Source organism: Acidovorax soli, from assembly GCF_014207955.1.
Classification (GTDB): Bacteria; Pseudomonadota; Gammaproteobacteria; order Burkholderiales; family Burkholderiaceae_C; genus Acidovorax; species Acidovorax soli_A.
In genome coordinates this window covers 26,249-43,650 of sequence record NZ_JACHLK010000017.1, presented here as the reverse complement: position 1 = coordinate 43,650, position 17,402 = coordinate 26,249, and the positions used below count along the sequence as shown (strand labels likewise).

22 protein-coding genes are annotated in these 17,402 nt (G+C 69.2%); 15 read left to right on the top strand and 7 right to left on the bottom strand.

All coding sequences use genetic code 11. From position 1 onward, the window contains the following. Positions 1-3: 3 nt before the first annotated feature. Entirely contained in the window at positions 4-1,005 is a 1,002-nt protein-coding gene (locus HNP48_RS29275) for an NAD(P)H-quinone oxidoreductase (RefSeq protein WP_184863953.1), read from the bottom strand. A gap of 106 nt (positions 1,006-1,111) precedes the next feature. On the opposite strand from HNP48_RS29275, the gene HNP48_RS29270 reads away from it, so the two are divergent. Further along, positions 1,112-1,975: a LysR family transcriptional regulator gene (locus HNP48_RS29270; RefSeq protein ID WP_184863951.1), complete on the top strand. Its 864-nt coding sequence runs from the start codon at positions 1,112-1,114 to the stop codon at positions 1,973-1,975. Positions 1,976-2,020: 45 nt separating this feature from the next. Here HNP48_RS29270 and HNP48_RS29265 read toward each other — a convergent pair whose 3' ends face one another. Genes HNP48_RS29265 through lhpI form a run of 3 tightly spaced genes read right to left on the bottom strand, consistent with a single transcriptional unit; the run spans position 2,021 to position 5,114 of the window. After that, a complete protein-coding gene (locus HNP48_RS29265) occupies positions 2,021-3,145 on the bottom strand; it encodes a branched-chain amino acid ABC transporter substrate-binding protein (protein ID WP_184863949.1) in 1,125 nt (374 codons plus the stop codon). Between the two features lie 54 nt (positions 3,146-3,199). Beyond that, positions 3,200-4,207 carry a trans-3-hydroxy-L-proline dehydratase gene (lhpH, locus tag HNP48_RS29260; protein WP_184863947.1) on the bottom strand — a complete coding sequence of 336 codons (1,008 nt, stop codon included), beginning with the start codon at positions 4,205-4,207 and terminating at the stop codon, positions 3,200-3,202. 13 nt (positions 4,208-4,220) lie between these two features. Beyond that, a complete protein-coding gene (lhpI, locus tag HNP48_RS29255) occupies positions 4,221-5,114 on the bottom strand; it encodes a bifunctional Delta(1)-pyrroline-2-carboxylate/Delta(1)-piperideine-2-carboxylate reductase (protein ID WP_184863945.1) in 894 nt (297 codons plus the stop codon). A gap of 258 nt (positions 5,115-5,372) precedes the next feature. Here lhpI and HNP48_RS29250 point away from each other — a divergent pair, with 258 nt between their 5' ends. Then, on the top strand, positions 5,373-6,095 hold the full coding sequence (locus HNP48_RS29250) for a FadR/GntR family transcriptional regulator (RefSeq protein ID WP_184863943.1): 723 nt from the start codon (positions 5,373-5,375) through the stop codon (positions 6,093-6,095). Between the two features lie 13 nt (positions 6,096-6,108). On the opposite strand, the gene HNP48_RS29245 is transcribed toward HNP48_RS29250, so the two are convergent. Together HNP48_RS29245 and HNP48_RS29240 are read right to left on the bottom strand one after the other, a co-directional pair. Then, positions 6,109-6,468 (bottom strand): hypothetical protein, encoded by a 360-nt coding sequence (locus HNP48_RS29245; RefSeq protein WP_184863941.1) that lies wholly within the window; start codon positions 6,466-6,468, stop codon positions 6,109-6,111. A 109-nt stretch (positions 6,469-6,577) separates the two neighbouring features. Further along, a complete protein-coding gene (locus HNP48_RS29240) occupies positions 6,578-7,066 on the bottom strand; it encodes a MarR family winged helix-turn-helix transcriptional regulator (RefSeq protein WP_184863938.1) in 489 nt (162 codons plus the stop codon). 154 nt (positions 7,067-7,220) lie between these two features. Here HNP48_RS29240 and HNP48_RS29235 point away from each other — a divergent pair, with 154 nt between their 5' ends. The 12 genes from HNP48_RS29235 to HNP48_RS29180 all read left to right on the top strand — a co-directional run bounded on the left by HNP48_RS29235 (position 7,221) and on the right by HNP48_RS29180 (position 16,136). Beyond that, positions 7,221-8,207 carry a tripartite tricarboxylate transporter substrate binding protein gene (locus tag HNP48_RS29235; RefSeq protein ID WP_184863936.1) on the top strand — a complete coding sequence of 329 codons (987 nt, stop codon included), beginning with the start codon at positions 7,221-7,223 and terminating at the stop codon, positions 8,205-8,207. 25 nt (positions 8,208-8,232) lie between these two features. Beyond that, positions 8,233-9,255, top strand: coding sequence for an amidohydrolase family protein (locus tag HNP48_RS29230; protein WP_184863934.1), 1,023 nt, complete (start codon positions 8,233-8,235; stop codon positions 9,253-9,255). Beyond that, complete coding sequence (locus HNP48_RS29225) at positions 9,239-9,613, top strand: NifU family protein (protein WP_184863932.1); 375 nt, start codon at positions 9,239-9,241, stop codon at positions 9,611-9,613. Before HNP48_RS29230 ends, HNP48_RS29225 begins: the two co-directional genes overlap by 17 nt. Then, a complete protein-coding gene (locus HNP48_RS29220; protein ID WP_184863930.1) occupies positions 9,610-10,632 on the top strand; it encodes a fumarylacetoacetate hydrolase family protein in 1,023 nt (340 codons plus the stop codon). The genes HNP48_RS29225 and HNP48_RS29220 overlap by 4 nt, the downstream gene beginning before the upstream one ends. 28 nt (positions 10,633-10,660) lie before the next feature. After that, on the top strand, positions 10,661-11,122 hold the full coding sequence (locus HNP48_RS29215) for a nuclear transport factor 2 family protein (protein ID WP_184863928.1): 462 nt from the start codon (positions 10,661-10,663) through the stop codon (positions 11,120-11,122). A 190-nt stretch (positions 11,123-11,312) separates the two neighbouring features. After that, positions 11,313-12,428 carry a porin gene (locus HNP48_RS29210; protein WP_184863926.1) on the top strand — a complete coding sequence of 372 codons (1,116 nt, stop codon included), beginning with the start codon at positions 11,313-11,315 and terminating at the stop codon, positions 12,426-12,428. 292 nt (positions 12,429-12,720) lie between these two features. Beyond that, a complete protein-coding gene (locus HNP48_RS29205; RefSeq protein ID WP_184863924.1) occupies positions 12,721-13,908 on the top strand; it encodes a TCR/Tet family MFS transporter in 1,188 nt (395 codons plus the stop codon). 125 nt (positions 13,909-14,033) lie between these two features. After that, positions 14,034-14,252: a hypothetical protein gene (locus HNP48_RS29200; protein WP_184863922.1), complete on the top strand. Its 219-nt coding sequence runs from the start codon at positions 14,034-14,036 to the stop codon at positions 14,250-14,252. A gap of 219 nt (positions 14,253-14,471) precedes the next feature. Then, positions 14,472-14,633 (top strand): hypothetical protein, encoded by a 162-nt coding sequence (locus tag HNP48_RS29195; protein WP_184863920.1) that lies wholly within the window; start codon positions 14,472-14,474, stop codon positions 14,631-14,633. Between the two features lie 118 nt (positions 14,634-14,751). Continuing rightward, complete coding sequence (locus HNP48_RS29190; RefSeq protein WP_184863918.1) at positions 14,752-15,342, top strand: hypothetical protein; 591 nt, start codon at positions 14,752-14,754, stop codon at positions 15,340-15,342. 178 nt (positions 15,343-15,520) lie between these two features. After that, positions 15,521-15,793 carry a hypothetical protein gene (locus HNP48_RS29185; RefSeq protein WP_184863917.1) on the top strand — a complete coding sequence of 91 codons (273 nt, stop codon included), beginning with the start codon at positions 15,521-15,523 and terminating at the stop codon, positions 15,791-15,793. Between the two features lie 196 nt (positions 15,794-15,989). Then, positions 15,990-16,136 carry a hypothetical protein gene (locus tag HNP48_RS29180; protein ID WP_007858237.1) on the top strand — a complete coding sequence of 49 codons (147 nt, stop codon included), beginning with the start codon at positions 15,990-15,992 and terminating at the stop codon, positions 16,134-16,136. Between the two features lie 332 nt (positions 16,137-16,468). On the opposite strand, the gene HNP48_RS29175 is transcribed toward HNP48_RS29180, so the two are convergent. Next, a complete protein-coding gene (locus HNP48_RS29175; protein WP_184863914.1) occupies positions 16,469-16,768 on the bottom strand; it encodes a hypothetical protein in 300 nt (99 codons plus the stop codon). A 145-nt stretch (positions 16,769-16,913) separates the two neighbouring features. On the opposite strand from HNP48_RS29175, the gene HNP48_RS29170 reads away from it, so the two are divergent. Continuing rightward, positions 16,914-17,297, top strand: a complete 384-nt coding sequence (locus HNP48_RS29170) for a response regulator (protein ID WP_184863912.1) — start codon at positions 16,914-16,916, stop codon at positions 17,295-17,297. Positions 17,298-17,402: the final 105 nt, after the last annotated feature.

Here is a 17,402-nt window from a genome sequence, read left to right as displayed (position 1 = left end):
GCGTCACTGCGCGGCCATGCCTTCTGGCACCAGCAGAATCTTGCCCACACTCGCCCCGGTCTCCATGCGCCGGTGCGCGCTGGCCGCATCGGCCAGCGGGTAGCTGCTGTCGATCACCGGGCGCAGCGTGCCGTCGGCCAGCGCGCCCAGCCAGCGCTCTGCAAAGCGCTGGGTCATTGCCTGCTTGACCTCGGGCGGGCGCGACTTCATCACCGTGCCGTAGATCTGCAGGTGGCGGTAGAGCAGCAGGTCGATGGGCAGTTGCGCGCTGTCGATGGCGCCGCCGAGCAGGCCCACCACGGTCATGCGCCCGCCCACGGCGAGCGAGCGCACATTGCGCGCGAGGTAGGGCGCACCGATGAAGTCGATCACCACGTCCACGCCCTTGCCGCCGGTCTGCTCGGCCACCACGGCCTCGAAGTCCTCGCTGCGGTAGTCGATGAACCGGTCGGCGCCAAAGCCCCGCACGGCATCGCGCTTATCGGCGCTGGCGGTGGCGAACACGCGCGCCCCGGCGGCGTGGGCCAGCTGCACGGCGGCCGAGCCCACGCCGCCCGCGGCGGCATGGATGAGCACCGATTCGCCGGCCTGCAGCCGCGCCAGGTGGAACATGGCCTCGTGCGCGGTGACGAAGACCTCGGCCACGGCGCCGGCCTGCAGCAGCGACAGGCTCTGCGGCACGTGCATGGCCATGCGGTGGTCGATGCGCGAGTACTCGGCGTACGCGCCGCCACCCACGATGCCCATGACCCGGTCGCCCATGGCAAAGCCCTGCACCTCGGGGCCCACCTCGGCCACGGTGCCGGCCACCTCCAGGCCCATGAGGTCCGAGTCGCCGAAGTAGGCGCGGCCGTAGGCGCCCTTGCGGTGCGACAGGTCGGCACGGTTCACGCCGATGGCGGCGTTGTGCACCAGCAGGTCATGCGGGCGCAGCCCGGGGCGGGGGATGTCGCGGGCCACGAGCACCTCGGGGCCGCCGAATTCATCGAACACTATGGCTTGCATGGGGGGTCCTTGGGGAGTAGTTGTCCAGAATGGCCTACAGCTTAGGGTGGAAAGCCGCCTGTGAAATGCAGCACTTATGCGCCACAGTGATGCAAAATTGCATCGCATGAACTGGGACGACACGCGCATCTTTCTGGCCCTGACCCGCGCACCCTCGCTGCGCGCTGCAGCGCGCAGCCTGGGCGTGGACCAGGCCACCGTGGGCCGGCGCCTGCAGGCGCTGGAGGCCGAGCTGGGCACCACGCTGTTCCTGCGCGCCAAGGGCGGCTACCAGCTCACCGCCGCGGGCGAGGCGGCCCTCGGTGCCGCGCGGCGCATGGAGGCTGCGGCCACCGACCTGCGCACGCGCATCGAGGGGCAGGACGAGAGCCATGCGGGGCTGGTGCGTGTGACCTGCTCGGATTCGATTGCCATCGACTTCCTGCTGCCCGCCATTGAACGCCTGCAGCAGCGCTGGCCCGGTATCCGCGTGGACCTGGAGATGTCGCCCCAGGTGCTGAGCCTGGGCCGCCGCCAGGCCGACATCGCGTTTCGCAATGTGCGGCCCGAGTCGCCCGACCTGGTGGTGCGCCGCGTGGTGGCCTGGCCCGTGGGCCTGTTCGCCAGCACGGCCTACCTCGCGCGCTTCGGCGCACCCGTGCCGGAGGAGGAACTGCGCGGCCACCACCTGGTGGTTTACGGCCCCGCGCTGGAGCAGCGGCCCTTTCCCACCGCCGCCGAGGTGCCCGCGCGCCAGGCCCGCATCGCCATGGCGGTCAATTCGGGCCTGCTGGTGCGCAAGGCCGTGGCGGCCGGCATCGGCCTGGGCGAGATGCCGGTGCACCTGGGCGAGCGCGAAGGCCTGGTGCGCATCTGGCCCGAGCGCCGCCGTGCGCACGACCACGAGGTCTGGCTGGTGATGCACCCCGACCTGCAGCGCACGGCGCGCGTGCGGGCGACGGCGGAGTTTCTGTCAGCGGCGCTGGAGTGAGCCCGCTGCCGCCAGCGGGCGGCTCAGCGCGCCCGCGATGCCCCATCACAGGCTCTTGAGCGGCACCACGTCCTTGCCCTTGAAGGTGTAGACCGTCACGGCCGACGACTTCAGGTCGTGCTTGGCGTCGTAGGCGAATTCTCCGGTGACGCCCGCGTACTTGCCGGCGGCGATGAAGTCGATGATCTTCTTCGCGTCGGTGGACTGGGTGGACTCGATGGCGTTGGCCAGCAGGTGCATGCCGTCGTAGAAGGCGGCGGCGTAGGTCAGCGGGTCGCGCTTGTACTCGGCGCGGTAGCGCTCGGCGAACTTCTGGCCCTTGTCGCTCTTGTCCAGCATGGAGCCGCCCTGGGTGCAGAAGGTGTTCAGGTCGCCCGCGATCTGCGACAGGGTGGCCGTCTCGGACGAGCAGATGCCGTCGCCGCCCAGCAGCGGGGCAGCGATGCCCAGCGCGCGCATCTGCTTGAGCAGCGGGCCGCCCTGGGGCGAGTAGCCGCCGTAGAACACGGCATCGGGCTTGGCACCGCGGATGTTGGTCAGGATGGAGCTGAAGTCCGTGGCCTTGTCGGTGGTGAACTCGCTGGCCACGATCTTCAGGCCCAGGCGCTTGGCCTGTTCGCTGAACTCGCGCGCCACGCCCTGGCCGTAGGCCGTGCGGTCGTCGATCACGGCCACGGTCTTGACCTTCAGGTCCTGCGCGGCATAGGTTGCCATCTTGGTGCCCAGCTGGTTGTCGCTGGCGCCGATGCGAAACAGGTTGGCATGGCCCTGTTCGGTGATCTTGGGGTTGGACGCCACCGTGAGGGTGACCACATTGGCCTCGGCCAGCACGCGCGATGCGGGCATGGCCACGCCCGAGTTGTAGGGCCCGAGGAGGAACTTCACCTTCTTGTCGGCCAGGGTCTGGGCCACCTGCACGCCCTGCTTGGGGTCGGCCACGTCGTCGTTGATGTCGAGCTCGAAGACCACGGGCTTGCCCGCGAGCTTGACGCCGCGGGCGTTCAGCTCCTTGATGGCCAGGCGTGCGCCGTCGCGGTTGTCACCACCGTTGGCGGCCTGCGGCCCGGTGACGGGGCTCATGAAGCCGATGCGGATGCGCTCCTGTGCGTGGGCGCCCACGGCGGTGCAACCCAGGGCGGCGAGGGCCAGGCCCAAAGCAAGCTTGTTCATGGAAATGTCCTGAATGAAGAAATGAAAAAAGGGTGGATGGGAATGGCTGGCGCGTCAGCGCACGAGAAAGCCGTTCTTGAGCGGATCGCGTGCATCCAGCACCCAGGTGCCGAAGCCGCAGATGTAGGCCGAGCCCGAGACCTCGGGCACCACGGCGTCGAAGTCGCCGACACGGGTTTCGTGCAGCACGCGGGCGCTGAACACGGTGCCGATGACGGACTCGTTGACCAGCACACCGGCCTGGCCGAGCTGGCCACGCAGGTACAGCTGGGCCACGCGCCCGCCCGTGCCCGAGCCGGTGGGTGAGCGGTCGATCTCGCGGTCCGCGAAGACGCAGCAGTTGGCCTGGGTGGAGCCCGGGTGGCGCGGTGCGCCGTCGATGATGGTACCGTAGATGTGGTTGATTTCCGGGATGTCGGGGTGCACCACCGGGAAGGCCAGGTTGGCGGCGATCTTGACCTCGGCGCCGAACTGCTTGAGGCGCTCGATGTCCGACTCGCGGATGGCCAGGCCATGCGGCTCGCCGCTGGTGTAGAAGTAGAAGGCGCCACCGTAGGCGATGTCGCCCGTCACCGCGCCGAAGCTGGGCGTCTGCACCGTCACGTCGCGCCGGTAGATGAACGAGGGCACGTTGACGAAGCGCACGCCGTTGGCGTGCGCGCCGTCCCATTGCACGAAGGCCTCGATGAAGCCGCAGGGCGCGTCGATGCCCACGCGCGTCTCCGGCTCGGTGCGCTGCACCCAGCCCAGCTCCACCGCCGCCGTGGCCAGCGCGATCACGCCATGGCCGCAGTGGTCGCTGTAGCCCTCGTTGTGCAAAAAGATGACGCCGAAGTCGGCCTCGGGCGAGATGGGCGGCGTGAGGTAGCCGCCGTACATGTCGGCATGGCCGCGCGGCTCGAACATCAGCGCCTGGCGGATGTCGTCGGCGTTCTCGCGCAGCCAGGCGCGGCGCTCCACGATGGAGTGGCCGGGCAGCCGGGGCAGGCCCGAGGTGACGATGCGAAACGGCTCGCCGCCGGTGTGCACTTCGACGGTGCTGATGGTGCGGGTGATCTGCATGCTGTGGGTGCTTTCAGAGGTTCTGGAGTGCGATGCGTGCGGCGGCCAGGTCCCAGGCGCCCGTGCCCACGCTCTTGAAAACCGCCGGGCGGCGGGCGTCATGCCCGCCCCGCAGCAGGGTGGCGAGCGACTGCACGCGCGCCCAGTCGATGCCCGCGCGCAGCAGGTCGCCGGCCTCGTGGCGTGCGCCTGCGGGGTCGTCGGCATACAGGGCGCTGCCGTCCAGCGTGGTCTTGCCGATCTCGGCCATGCCGGGCTTGAAGGCGCCCACGCCCACCACCGCGCGGCCGGGCCGGGGGGCTTCGTCGTACACCGGCTCGGTGGCCGTGGTCAGGGTGAGCACCGCGTCCACGGTGTCAGGGATTTCTGCAGGGCAGGGCGCCGCGCCGAACTCATCGCACAGGCGCTGCACCTGGCCGGCGTTGCGCCCGCGCAGCCAGAGCTTGCAGCCGGGGTGCAGGGCCTGGAGCGCGCTCAGGTGGTGCCGCGCCTGCACGCCCGTGCCATAGAGCAGCACCTCGCGCGGGGCCGCGCCCAGCAGGGTGCGCAGGGCCAGCAGCGACACGGCGGCCGTGCGCCGGCCCGTGAGCTCGGGGCCGTCGAGCAGGCACAGGGGCCGGCCCGTGGCGGCATCGCACACGGTGACCATGCCGTGGATGGTGGGCAGCCCCAGCGCCGCGTTCGCGGGCTGCACGTTGACCAGCTTGTGGATGGCGATGTCCGCTGCGGTGGCAGGCATGCTCAGCATGACCCCGCCATCGCCCAGCGGCACGACCATGCGTTCGGGGCTGGCGATGCCGCCGTCGGCGTACTGCAGCGCAGCGGCGGCGATGGCATCGACCAGCGCGGCAAAGGGCAGCAAGGCAGCGGTCTGCTGCGGGCCATGCAGGGTGGGGGCGGTGTTCATGTTGCGGGCGATGGGTGGAGGATTGGGGGCGGGCGGGTGCCAGAATCTGGTCACACCGGTGACCACTTTGCCGGGAGTGCGCCTGAGGTGGTTGCCAGAAGGCGCGATAGTAGCCGTGTTTGCGAAGATTGGATAGTTGAATTGTCCAAAGTGGTTGAATTTTCCGCATGTTTTGCCGATATCGGCGAAAAGTGGTCACGAAGGCAACCTGTGTCGCCTACACTGTGCCCACCCCATCGAACGACAGGCACCCGGCCCATGCACAGAGATCTCGAGCCCTCCGCGGGCTTTCGCCCCAAGCAGGTGTACGAGCAGGTGGCCGAGCAGGTCCGCAACGCCATCGTGGCGGGGGTCTACCTGCCCGGCACGCGCCTGCCGGCAGAGCGGGAGCTGGCCGCCCGCCTCAAGGTGAGCCGCCCTGCGGTGCGCGAAGCCATTGGCGCGCTGCAGAACGAGGGCCTGGTGGCCACGCGCCATGGCTCGGGCACCTATGTCACCGAGCAGGTGCCGGCCGCGCCCCTGGCACCCGCGCAGGCCGATGCCGACTTCAGCCCCACCAGCACGCTGGAAGTGCGCCTGCTGATCGAGCCGGCCATCGCCCGCCTGGCGGCCCGCCGCGCGCGGCGCGACCCCGTGGCCGAGGGCCACCTGCAGCGCATGGCGGCGGTCAAGGACATCACCGACCCCGCCCAGCAGGCGCTGTGGTCCGAGTGCGACCGGCTGTTCCACCGCCAACTGGCCTTCATGACCGGCGACGCGCTGATGGTGAAGATCGCCGACGAGGTGGCCAAGAGCATGGAGCAGCCGCTGTGGAACCGGCTGCGCGACGACGGCATCTACGACCCCGAACGCATCCAGCTGTACGTGGCCGAGCACCGGCTGATCTACGAGGCCATCGTCACCGGCGACGAGGACGCCGCGGCGTTCTACGTGGAGTGCCACCTCAAGCGGGTGCGGCGGGACATCGCCACGCGCGAGTAGCGGCGACGGCTGCTCAATCGCCCCGCAGCAGCCGGTAGGCCTGGTACAGGCTCGCCGCCCCCATGGCCAGCAAGGTGATGGCTGGGCCATAGTCGCCCAAAAGCCAGTAGGCGGCGTAGGCGAGCAGGGCGCCGCCCTTGCCGCCGCCGCCGCTCGGTTCTCCGGGCGAGAAGCCCAGCACAACCCCTGCTGCCAGCAGCACAGCGCCCACCACCGCGAAGACGATCCAGGCCATGGGGTGCGCTGGCCTGGCGTCGGCGGGCCTGCGGCTGTCTTTGGGGGTGGATGTTTCGGATGGCCTGCCCTGGCGGGAGGCCCACAGGATGGCAGCGGCCACGGCGATCACGCCAAAGAGCAGGTAGAAGTTGGGCACGGGGGGCAGGGTGGTTGCAGGCCCCGTATTGTGGACCTGGCGCCCGATGCTTCCCATGAAAAGAGGGCCGTGCAATGTGTCTGCTGCGGCCCGCGCCCCTGGGTCGCCCCTAGCCGTTGATCCCCGCCATCTTCGCCAGCAGCCGGTTGAGCGTGTCCACCTCGGCGCGCGCCATGCCCTCGGTGATCTCCGACTCGCGCTGCACCACGTAGCTGCGCAGCTCGGCCAGCACGCGCTCGCCCTTGGGGGTGATGCGCAGCTCGTTGGAGCGCTTGTCCGTGGCGGACTGCTTGCGCTTGACCAGGGCCATCTCCTCCAGCCGCGCAATGGCCGGCACCAGGCTGGATTTTTCCAGCCCGATGGCGCTGGCCAGGCGCGAGTGGCTCAGGCCCGGGTTGCAGCTGAGCAGCTCCAGGATCTCGAAGCTGCCCGGGCTCAGGCTGGTGCCCTCCACCGCCATCGCAAAGTCCTTGAAGGTGCGCAGGTAGGCCAGGCGCAGCTGCCGGCCCACCAGGCTGGGCAGGATGCCCATGCGCATCGCGCCCTTGCCGTCGCTGTCGGGGGTGTCTGCATCCTGGGGGGCGGGGCTGGTGCTCATGGGTTGCCGGTTCTGGGGGTGAAGGTTCGATGCCACGGGTAAACCCCAGGGCAAATTGGTTTGACGTCGAACGATATCACACCTAAACTAGTTTTATGTCGAACCAATTGGCGTGAGCGCAGAACGGGGCACGAACCCCTCAAGGAGACGAGCGATGAAACTGGTGATTCGCGTGGCGGGCCTGGCCATCGGCCTGGCGGCGCTGTCTGGCAGCTGGGCGCAGGCCCCGGATGGCAAGGCCTATCCCACCAAGCCCGTGCGGCTGGTGGTGCCCTATGCGGCGGGCGGCGGCGGGGATGCGGTGTTCCGCCTGGTGACCGAGCCACTGGCCGCGCGGCTGGGCCAGCCGCTGTACTTCGACTACCGCGCGGGCGCCGGGGGCACCATCGGCCTGAACCTGCTGAGCAAGGCCGAGGCCGATGGCTATTCGCTCGGCGTGGGCAGCAGCGATGCCGTGGCGCTGGCGCCCAACTACCACGCCAGGCTGGGCTACGACCCGCAGAAGGACCTGCTGCCCATCGCCATCGTGGCCGAGATGCCGCTGGTGCTGCTGGTGCGCGCCGACTCGCCCGCCAAGAGCTACAAGGACCTGGTGAAGATGGCGGCCGACAAGCCCGGCTCGGTGACCTATGGCACGCCCGGCTCGGGCTCGGCCTCGCACATCATGGGCGCACTGCTGGCCAGCGGCTCGGGTGTGGAGTTCACGCACATCCCCTACAAGGGCACGGCCCCGGCGATCCAGGACCTGCTGGGCGGCCAGGTCACGACCATCATCACCTCGGGCTTCGACGCCGTACCGCTGGACAAGGCGGGCCGCGTGCGGGCGCTGGCGGTGTCGGGCACGCAGCGCTATGCCCTGCTGCCCAAGACGCCCACGGCCAAGGAGCAGGGCGTGGACCTGGTGGACGAGCTCAAGGTCTGGTTCGGCGTGTTCGCGCCGGCCGGGGTGAGCAAGGCCATCGTGGGCCGCCTGGCGCGCGAGATCGACCAGATCATCTCCACCGAGCAGTTCAGGACGCGTTCGGCCGAGCTGGGCTTCGTGCCCATCCACACCACGCCCGAGCAGTTCCAGCAGCGTGTGCAGGAAGACACCACGCGCCTGGCGGCCCTGGTGCGCCGCACCGGCGTCAAGCCCGACTGATTCCCCCTGCCCCCAAGAGTGCCCCATGATTGAAGACTGCTTCATTTTCGACAACGTCATCCACCTGTACGACCTGTCCAACGCCAACGTGCGCCAGGACGTGGCCGACGCGCAGGGTGCGCGCGACCACACGCTGGATGAGGTCGCCCGGCTGCGCTGGACCGGTTACCCCCTGCACGAGGACAAGGCCTTCGACTGGGGCCGCCGCTGGGGCGTGGAGGACATGTACGACCTGGTGTTCCAGAAGGCCCCCACCGACATGGCCATGGCCCAGGTGGTGCCCATGTTCGACTGGTTCAAGGACTGGTATGCGCCCGTGCAATCGCAGCATGCGATGGCCAAGGCCCACCCTGATCGCGTGCTGCTGTGCGGCGGCGTGGACCCGGCCTACCAGGGTCTCTCCGCAGCGCTGGAGCAGATGGAGTACCAGGTCAAGGAGCTGGGCGCGCGCTCGCTCAAGTTCTACAACGGCCATGTGGACACGCGCCAGTGCTGGCGCTGCGACAACGAGAAGATCGCCTACCCGCTGTACGAGCGTGCGCGGGAGCTCGGTATCAAGGTGGTCCAGTTCCACAAGGGCAACCCGCACGGCCTGCAGAACATGGAGTACCTGAGCCCCATCGACCTGCAGGCGCCCATGCGCGACTTTGCAGACATGGATTTCATCGTGCACCACTTCGCGCTGCCGTACTTCGACGAAATGGTGTCCATCACCGCGCGCTTTCCCAACGTCTACCTGTCGCTGGCGGGGTACATGGCGATGTACCGCATCGCGCCGCGCCGCGTGCAGCACCACATCGGGCGGCTGCTGCAGGTGGGCGGGGCGGGCAAGCTGCTATGGGGCTCCGAGGCGGCGCTGGCCGGCGGCCCCAAGCCGTATCTGGATGCCTTCATGGGCATGCAGATTCCGGACGACCTGCGCGACGGCTACGGTTACCCGCAGATCACGCACGAAGACCGGCGCGCCATCCTGGGCGAAAACTTCGCGCGCCTGATGGGCGTGGACATCGCGGCCAAGCGGGCCGAGCTCGATGCCCTGGGGCGCTGACATGGCCGCCGCCATCGACCCCCAGGCCCTGCAGGCGCGCATCGCCTCGGTCAACGTGCTGGTGCGCTCGCATGCGGGCGAGATCGAGCTTGTCGGCGTGGCCGGTGATGGCCGCGTCACCGTGCGCTACACCGGCATGTGCGCGGGCTGCGACTACCGCCCCGTGACCACGGCCGGCACGGTGGAGCCCGCACTGCTGGATGTCGCGGGCGTCACCTCCGTCGCGGTGGCGGGGCCACGCATCTCCGAAGCCGCCTGCGCCCGCATCGGCGCCACGCTGGACCAGACCGCGGCGCGCGAGCGCGCGGTGCGCATCGTGCGGCAGATCGAACACGACAACAGGATTGCACTCCCATGAAACTGGCCACCTACCTCCCCGCCGGCCGGCGCGAGCCGCGCATCGGCATCTACCTGGAGCATGCGGGCGGCGCCTACCTGATCGATGCCGTGCGCGCCTATGCCCAGGTGCTGTCGCAGATCGACCGCGAGCCCGGTGCGGCTGCCACGGCCACGGCGCTCATCACGCACGACATGAAGAGCCTGCTGGCGGGCGGTGCCACGGCCATGGCCGCCTGCCAGCGCGCCCATGACCAGACCCGGCGCTGGCTGGGCCGGGGCCCGGGCAGCGTGCAGGAGCTGCTGGAGTGCGGCCTGCTGCATGGGCGCAGCAGTGTGACCCTGCTGGCGCCGATACCGCGGCCCGGCAAGGTGGTGGCCATCGGGGCCAACTACCGTGCCCACATCGACGAGGGGCGCGATACCGGCGCCATCACCGAGCTGCCCAGCTACCCGCCGGCCTTTCTCAAGATGTCGACCGCCGTGGTGGGCTGTGACCAGCCCATCGTCTACCCCGGCTTCGGCCAGGAGCTGGACTACGAGGTCGAGCTGTCCATGGTGGTGGGCCGCAACTGCCGCGACGTGGCGGCCGAGGACTGGCTCGACTGCGTGGCCGGCTTCACCATCGTCAACGACCTGAGCATGCGCGATGTGATCCTTGCGGAGAAGGCCTCGGGCATCGTGTTCGCGGGCAAGAACTTCGAGTCGGCCTGCCCCATGGGGCCGTTTTTGGTGACGCGCGACGAGATCGCCGACCCCGGCAACCTGCGCATCGGCCTGCGCGTCAACGGCCAGGTGCGGCAAGACGATTCCACGCGCAGCATGCTGTTCAGCTGCGGCCAGATCTTTGCGTACTGGTCCCGGCTGGGGCTGGAGTGTGGGGACGTGATCACCACCGGCACGCCCGGCGGTGGTGCGGGCTTTCACCGCAAGTTCCCCGAGCGCCTGCTGCAGGTGGGCGATGTGGTGGAGGCCGAGATCGAGGGCCTGGGCACGCTGCGCAACCAGGTCGTGAAAGCCGATGCATACCCCCGTTTTTGATGCCATGCCGAAAGAAAGGAAATCGACCATGAAGAAACTGTTTGCGTTGTGGGCTGCGGCCCTGTTGGTGGTGGGCTGCTCATCGCAAGGGCCGGGCGCGTCGGCACCATCGGTGGAACAGGCCAACACAAAACTCGTGCTGGAGTTCTACGAGGTGGTGCTCAACGGCAAGAACGCCGATGCCGCGGCCCGCTATGTGGCGGCGGACTACATCCAGCACAACCCGCGCGTGCCCACGGGCCTGGCACCGCTGCAGGGCTTTGTGCGCGAGCTGCAGCGCAGCGCACCGCAGGCTCGCTCCACCGTCAAGCGCGTGGTGGCCCAGGGCGACCTGGTGGTGCTGCACTCGCACGCGCAGCGCGGCGGACCCGAGGACCGGGGCATGGCCCTGGTGGACATCTTCCGCGTGCACCAGGGAAAGATCGTCGAGCACTGGGATGTGATGCAGCCCGTGCCCGAGACCGCTGCCAACCCCAACGGCATGTTCTGAGCCCGTCGCGGCCGCCCGCCGGCCGCACCCTGACCACGACAGTCCCTTGACCGCCGGCAGTCCGCCGGCGGCGGGGGCCAGCAGTTCCTGCATGCAATTCCTGGTGCCCGGCTCGCCCGGCGCCCGGCCGCCGCATGCCTGAAGCAAGCAAGAAACCAAGCAAACCCACTGGATGGATGGAGACAACACCATGAAGAAGACAGCAACCCTGTTGGCCGTATGGGCCGTGGCCGGTACGGCAGCGGCGCAATCGTCCGTGACCCTGTTCGGCGTGGTCGATGCCACGCTGCAGCACATCTCGAATGCGGGCGGCGCCAGCGTGAGCCGGCTGACCAATTCGGGCTTCAGCAATTCGCGCCTGGGCTTTCGCGGCGTGGAAGACCTGGGCGGCGGCCTGTCCGCATCGTTCTGGCTCGAAGCCGGGCTGAACAACGACGACGGCACCGGCCTGGCCACCAACAGCAACAACCAGGCCTCGGGGGCAGCCCCGGCAGCGGCGGGCGGGCAGGGCCTGACCTTCAACCGCCGCTCCACCGTGAGCCTGGCCGGCCCCTGGGGCGAGGTGCGCCTGGGCCGCGACTACACCCCGCAGTTCTGGAACCTCACGATCTTCGATCCCTACGGCAATGTGGGCGTGGGCGCCACGCTCACCTTCGGCAGCATCGTCACGGGTGCGCCGTTCACCGCGGCGCGCGCCTCCAACAGCATCGGCTACCTGCTGCCGGGCAACCTGGGCGGCTTCTACGGCCAGGTGATGCACTACCGCGGCGAGAACGCGAGCAACGCCGCGGGCGGCACGGCCAGCGATGGCACGGGCACCGGGGCACGCTTCGGGTACGCCAGCGGGCCGGTGAACGTGGCGCTGGCCCTGGGCCGCACGCAGCGCGCAGGGGCGCTGGGCGATATCCGGCAGGCCAACATCGGCGCGCAGTGGGACCTGGGCGTGGCGCGGCTCATGGGCCAGGTCACCAGCGACAAGGGCTCTGCCAGCGCCGTGGCGGGCGGCCCCGCGCTGGCGGCCGACGGGCATGGCTGGCTGCTGGGCGCGCTGGTGCCCGTGGGCGCGGGCGAGGTGCGGGTGTCGTACTCGCAGTACCGGCAGGAGTTTGCCGCCGCCGACAACCGGGCGCGCAAGCTGGCGCTGGGCTATGTGCACCACCTGTCCAAGCGCACGGCGGTCTACACCACCTACGCACGCCTGAACAACCGCGGCGGCGCCTTCGCCACGGTCACCCAGGGCGCGGGCAGCCCGGCGGCCAACGGCAGTTCCAGCGGTTTCGACGTGGGCCTGCGCCACAGCTTCTGAGCACGGTCCCCGGGCTTTCCGATCTCCAAGGTGTTGGGGCTGCCGGCCATGCAGGGCTGGCAGCCCGCTTTTTTTGCGCGGTCGCCCGCTGTGCGATACTGCGGCCATAACAACCGCGAAAAACGGCTGTTGGCCCTTGCCAGGTGGGTACATCAACCACCGGCAGCCAGCCGCCGCGCACACGCCATCGGCCCCCGCAGGGGGTGATCCGGCCAGCGTTTCCCCCGACATCCGTCGGACCTTGTTGCGAGCACCTTGCACCGTGCCCGCACCCACTGGAACGCTTGCCGCCATGCACCACCGCACCCCCTCCCTCTTCGCCATCTACCTGTGCGTCGCGCTCGATGCCATGGGCATCGGCCTCGTCTTTCCCATCCTGCCCGCGCTGGTGCAGGACGTCACCCATGTTGCCAACGTGGCGCCGGTCATCGGCGTGATGGCGGCGCTCTATGCCGCCATGCAGCTGGTGTGCGCGCCGGTGCTCGGTGCGCTGAGCGACCGGCTCGGGCGCAGGCCCGTGCTGCTGCTGTCGCTGGCCGGGGCCTGTGCCAGCTACCTGCTGCTGGCCTGCGCGCCCAGCCTGCCGCTGCTGCTCCTGGGCCGCGCGATCGCGGGCCTGACGGGGGCCAGCATGTCGGTGGCCACGGCTTACCTCACGGACGTGACGCCCGGGGACCAGCGGGCGCGGCGCTTCGGCCTGTTCAATGCCATGTTCGGCGCGGGCTTCATTGCCGGGCCGGTGCTGGGCGGCCTGCTGGGCGACCATGGGGTGCGGCTGCCCTTCATCGCGGCGACGGTACTCCATGGCGCCAACTTCTTGTTGGCATGGGTGTCGCTGCCCGAGTCGCGCCAGGGCAGCGGGGGGCGCATCGATCTGGCCGCGTTGAGCCCGCTGCGGCCGCTGGCCTGGGTGTGCTCGCAACCGCAGCTGCTGCCCCTGGCGTTCACCTTTTTCATGCTTGCCGCGACCGGAGAGGCCTATGGGGTCTGCTGGGCCTTGTGGGGCGGCGATGCCTTCCACTGGAACGGCACCTGGGTCGGGCTGTCGCTGGGCGCGTTCGGTCTGTGCCAGATGCTCGTGCAGGCTTTCGCGCCCGGGCCTGCCAGCCGCTGGCTGGGCGAGCGTGGCGCGGTGCTCACGGGCATCGCCTGCGCCTGCCTGGCCCTGGTGGCCATGGCCTTCATCCGCCAGGGGTGGCTGGTGTTTGCGGTGATGCCGGTGTTCGCACTGGGAAGCATCGGCATGCCGGCCCTGCAGGCGCTGGCCAGCAGGCAGGTGGGGGCTGACCAGCAGGGCCAGTTCCAGGGCGCGCTGGCCTCGGCCATCAGCCTGGCGTCCATCATCGCGCCGCTGGGCTTCTCCGCCTTCTACTACGCAGTGCGTGCCGACTGGCCGGGCGCCATCTGGCTGCTGGTCGTGGTGGTCCATGCACTGGCGCTGCCGTTCGTGCTGCGGGGCACCGCCCAGAGCCCGCGTTAGCGCACGCCGGTTTTGTAGGTGTTGGCTGACGCGCAGCGCCGCGCACCCGCCGTACAGTGGTCCATCGATGTGCTGGTGCGCCGCCCGCTGGGGGGCTGCCAGCCGGGACCAACAAGGACATGCCGATGGCCATGGTGACAACGGAGCACCGTTTGCGGTGCAGTGATTCGGACAGCTGCTGGGTGACCCTGGAGCGCAGAGAACAGTGGTCGGTCGTGTCGGTGGAGCTATCGGGGGGCGAGGTGCTCAACGTGGGCCCCGAGGAGACCTTCGAGACCGAGGACGAGGCCCTGGAGCACGCGCGCAGCTGGGTGTGCGACCACAGCGGCAAGGTTTTCAACTGATAGCCTGATCCAAAGGGTCTTCGGCCTGTGGAGCCTGCCCTGGCCGCAGCGCTGGGGGCTCTTTCGTGCGCTCTTCGTGCGGTATGTCACATCCCCGGCCACTTCGCCTGCGCCGCCGGCCCCATCTGCTGCGAGGATGGGGCCTTGTCTGACACGGACGGCCGGGCCTGCCAGCTACCTTGTACTTACCTTTGCACACATCCACACCGGGAGAGCACCATGAACACCAGCAAACCATTGCAGCGCCAGATGTCCTTTGCCGATGCCGGCCTGGCAGACGACGGTGAGCTGGAGTTCGGCCAGTACGGCCCGCGTGTGATGTGGCTGGCCGCTGCCGCCGTGATGCTGCTGGTGGCCGTGGTGACCCTGGCCGCAGGCTGAAGGAAGCCCCGGCGCCGTGCCGCCGGTTACCGCAGGCAACGCCACTTGCCGCATGGCTGGCCCGCGCGCACACTGCGGTCTCGCTGAAATCAACCAACAAGATATCTGGGGAAACACCATGCGGACCATGCAACCACCACTGGCACGCGCTGCCGCGCTCGGCGCGGCGCTGCTGTTTTCCTGCGCCGCGATGGCGCAGGACTACCCGCTGCGTTCGCGCGATGAACTCGGCCCCCGGGCGCGTGCGCAATACGACCGCTGTGTGGATGCCGCCACCAACAAGCCCACGCCCACGGGCATCCAGGTGGCACTCCGGGTGTGCGACGAGAACTACCTCATGGCCCGGGTGGTGCCCGGCGAGCGCACGCCACGCATGAGCGCCGAGGCCCGCGCGGCCCGCCTGGCCGATGAGTACAACGGCGAGGCGCGCGAGCGGCGCGACGAGCGCATTCTGAACACCTCGGCCACGCATGCGGGCCGGCATGTGACGGTGAAGTTCCTGGTCAGCCCCGCCGGCGTGCGGCCGGACTTCGAGGCCGTGGTGGAGCGCGAGCTCATGGGCACGCTGTGCCGCGACCCGCATGTGGCGCCCGACCTGCAGGCCGGCGTGCGCCTGAGCTACATCTACGACGACACCTCCATGCGCCGCCTGGCCAATGTGACGGTATCGCAGTCCAAGTGCGGCGAGTGGCCCTGGAACCGCATGTGACAACCCTCCGGGAGACCGTGACAAGCCCATGAAGCCGCCCTGCCAGGCGGCTTTTTTCATGCCGGGCGGGGCAGGGCGGGGGCTGCGGGTTTTCCGCAGCCAGGAAGGGTGTTTGTCCGACAGTCCGGGCGCTGTCTGGCCGTTAACTTCACTGCACCACACAGCCAGGAGCAACACCATGAAAAGCATGAGCAATACATCGGGCCACTACGGCATGCTGCAGGGCGCCGACGCTGCCGGTGATTCGCGGGTGTTCGGCGTGGCAGCAACCATCGCGGTGCTCGTGGTCTGGGCCGTGGTGGGCTTCAAGATGGCCGGGCCCGAGATCAAGGCCGCCGTGCTGAGCCACCTGTCCGCGGCGTCCCAGCCCATGCCGGCGCAATCGTCGGCCTCGGCCCCTGCGCCGCGGGCCGACACGCCAGCGCACGGCCTGGCCATGGGCGAACACTGAGCAGCCAGGCGCGCTGCACATCGTGCCCCGGGTGGTACGGGGTTGGACTGCTGCAGCGCGTCAAGCAACAGCCCAGTGGATCCCCGGGTTTTTTGCGGCTGTCACAACCCGGTGATGCCAGTGCAGGCACCATCGAAGGCCTGTTTCTTGCGGGTGGCCCATGTGCCATCTGCAACCCGCCTTCTTCGCCTGCTCCATGGTCCTGTACAAACCCGGCTCCCAATTCCTCTATAAAGGCCGCGTCGTCACCGTCGACTACATCATCATCCGCAAGACCGGCATGTGGATACGCCTCGTGGGCCATGAGGAATCGTGCCTGCCCGAGGCGCTGACCCCGCTGTGAACCGCACTGCCTGCATGCCTCGGGCTGGGGCGCGCCGCCCCATCATGGTGAGTTGATGCTGGCCGGGGTTTCGGGGTGGGTGTCCGACTCGGGTGGGTGTTCCCTTGGGGCTGCGGGCGCCGCGTCCGCAGGCGTGTCGCGCCTGCTGCCAGAAACACCGGTCTCCGTGAAAGCCGGGGTCGGGTCTGTGCGGGGCCGGTTGTCGGCGGGTGGTGGGGGAGGTGTGGCCATGGTGGACCCTTGGCTGCCAAAGACCCAGTGTGCGCGCATGGCGATCACGCCGCTGTAGGACGATGCCGCCGACCCGACGGCCACCGTCGGCAGGCCTTGCCCTACTTGCCTGTCTTGGCGCTGCCGCCGTTGTGCCTGGCGTCGATCTCACGCAGCAGGTCGTTCGATTTTTCGAGCGCCTCGGCCGTCTCGCTGAGCTGCTGCTCCAGCTCGTCCGTGCGTTCCACGGCGGCCTGCAGGTCGCCCTCCAGGTGCTCGGGCGGGATCTGCGTGGACAGCACAGCGTGCACCACGTCGAGTTCGCTGGCCGTGGCCTTGATCTGCTCGGCCGCTTCCTCGTTCTGGCTCAAGACCTCGGCAATCTCGGGGGATGCCGGGGGCGTCTTCGGGTCGCTGGGCATAGATGTCCGCCTGCTCGTGGAAAAAATCACACATTCCGGTGTAGCAGGCCCTACACGCGGGGCGCCCGCCTACACGCCGGATCCGGCTGCAAGCATAGATTGTAGGCAGCTTGCCCATTACCGGTGTAACCGGCAGGCGTCCACGATGCCTTTCATCACCATTCTCGTCGAAGACAACCCAACGATCAGCGAGACACTGGTCCCGGCATTGGAGGAGTTGGCCAATGCGCGCGTGGTTGCCATTGCTGCCACGGCCACGGGCGCCCGGCAGGCGCTGGAGCGTTGGCGCGGCCAGTGGCAGCTGATGGTGGTGGACCTGTTTTTGGCCGCCGGTTCGGGCCTGGAGGTGCTGCAGGCCGTGCGCCAGCGCAACCCCAGCCAGCATGTGTACGTGCTGTCCAACTACGCCACGCCCGACATGCGCCGCCGCTGCCAGGCGCTGGGCGCCGACGGCGTGTTCGACAAGTCCACCGAGCTCGATGCCTTCTTCGAGCACTGCATGGGGCTGCCCGACCCCGAGCCCGGCTGAAGGCCGGAGGACCTGCCCACCCCATGAACACCCGGTGGTTCAAATGGGTTGGAAACGTTACAGTGGGCCTTTCCCGAGCAGGGAGCCCTCGGCCCCGACGAACGT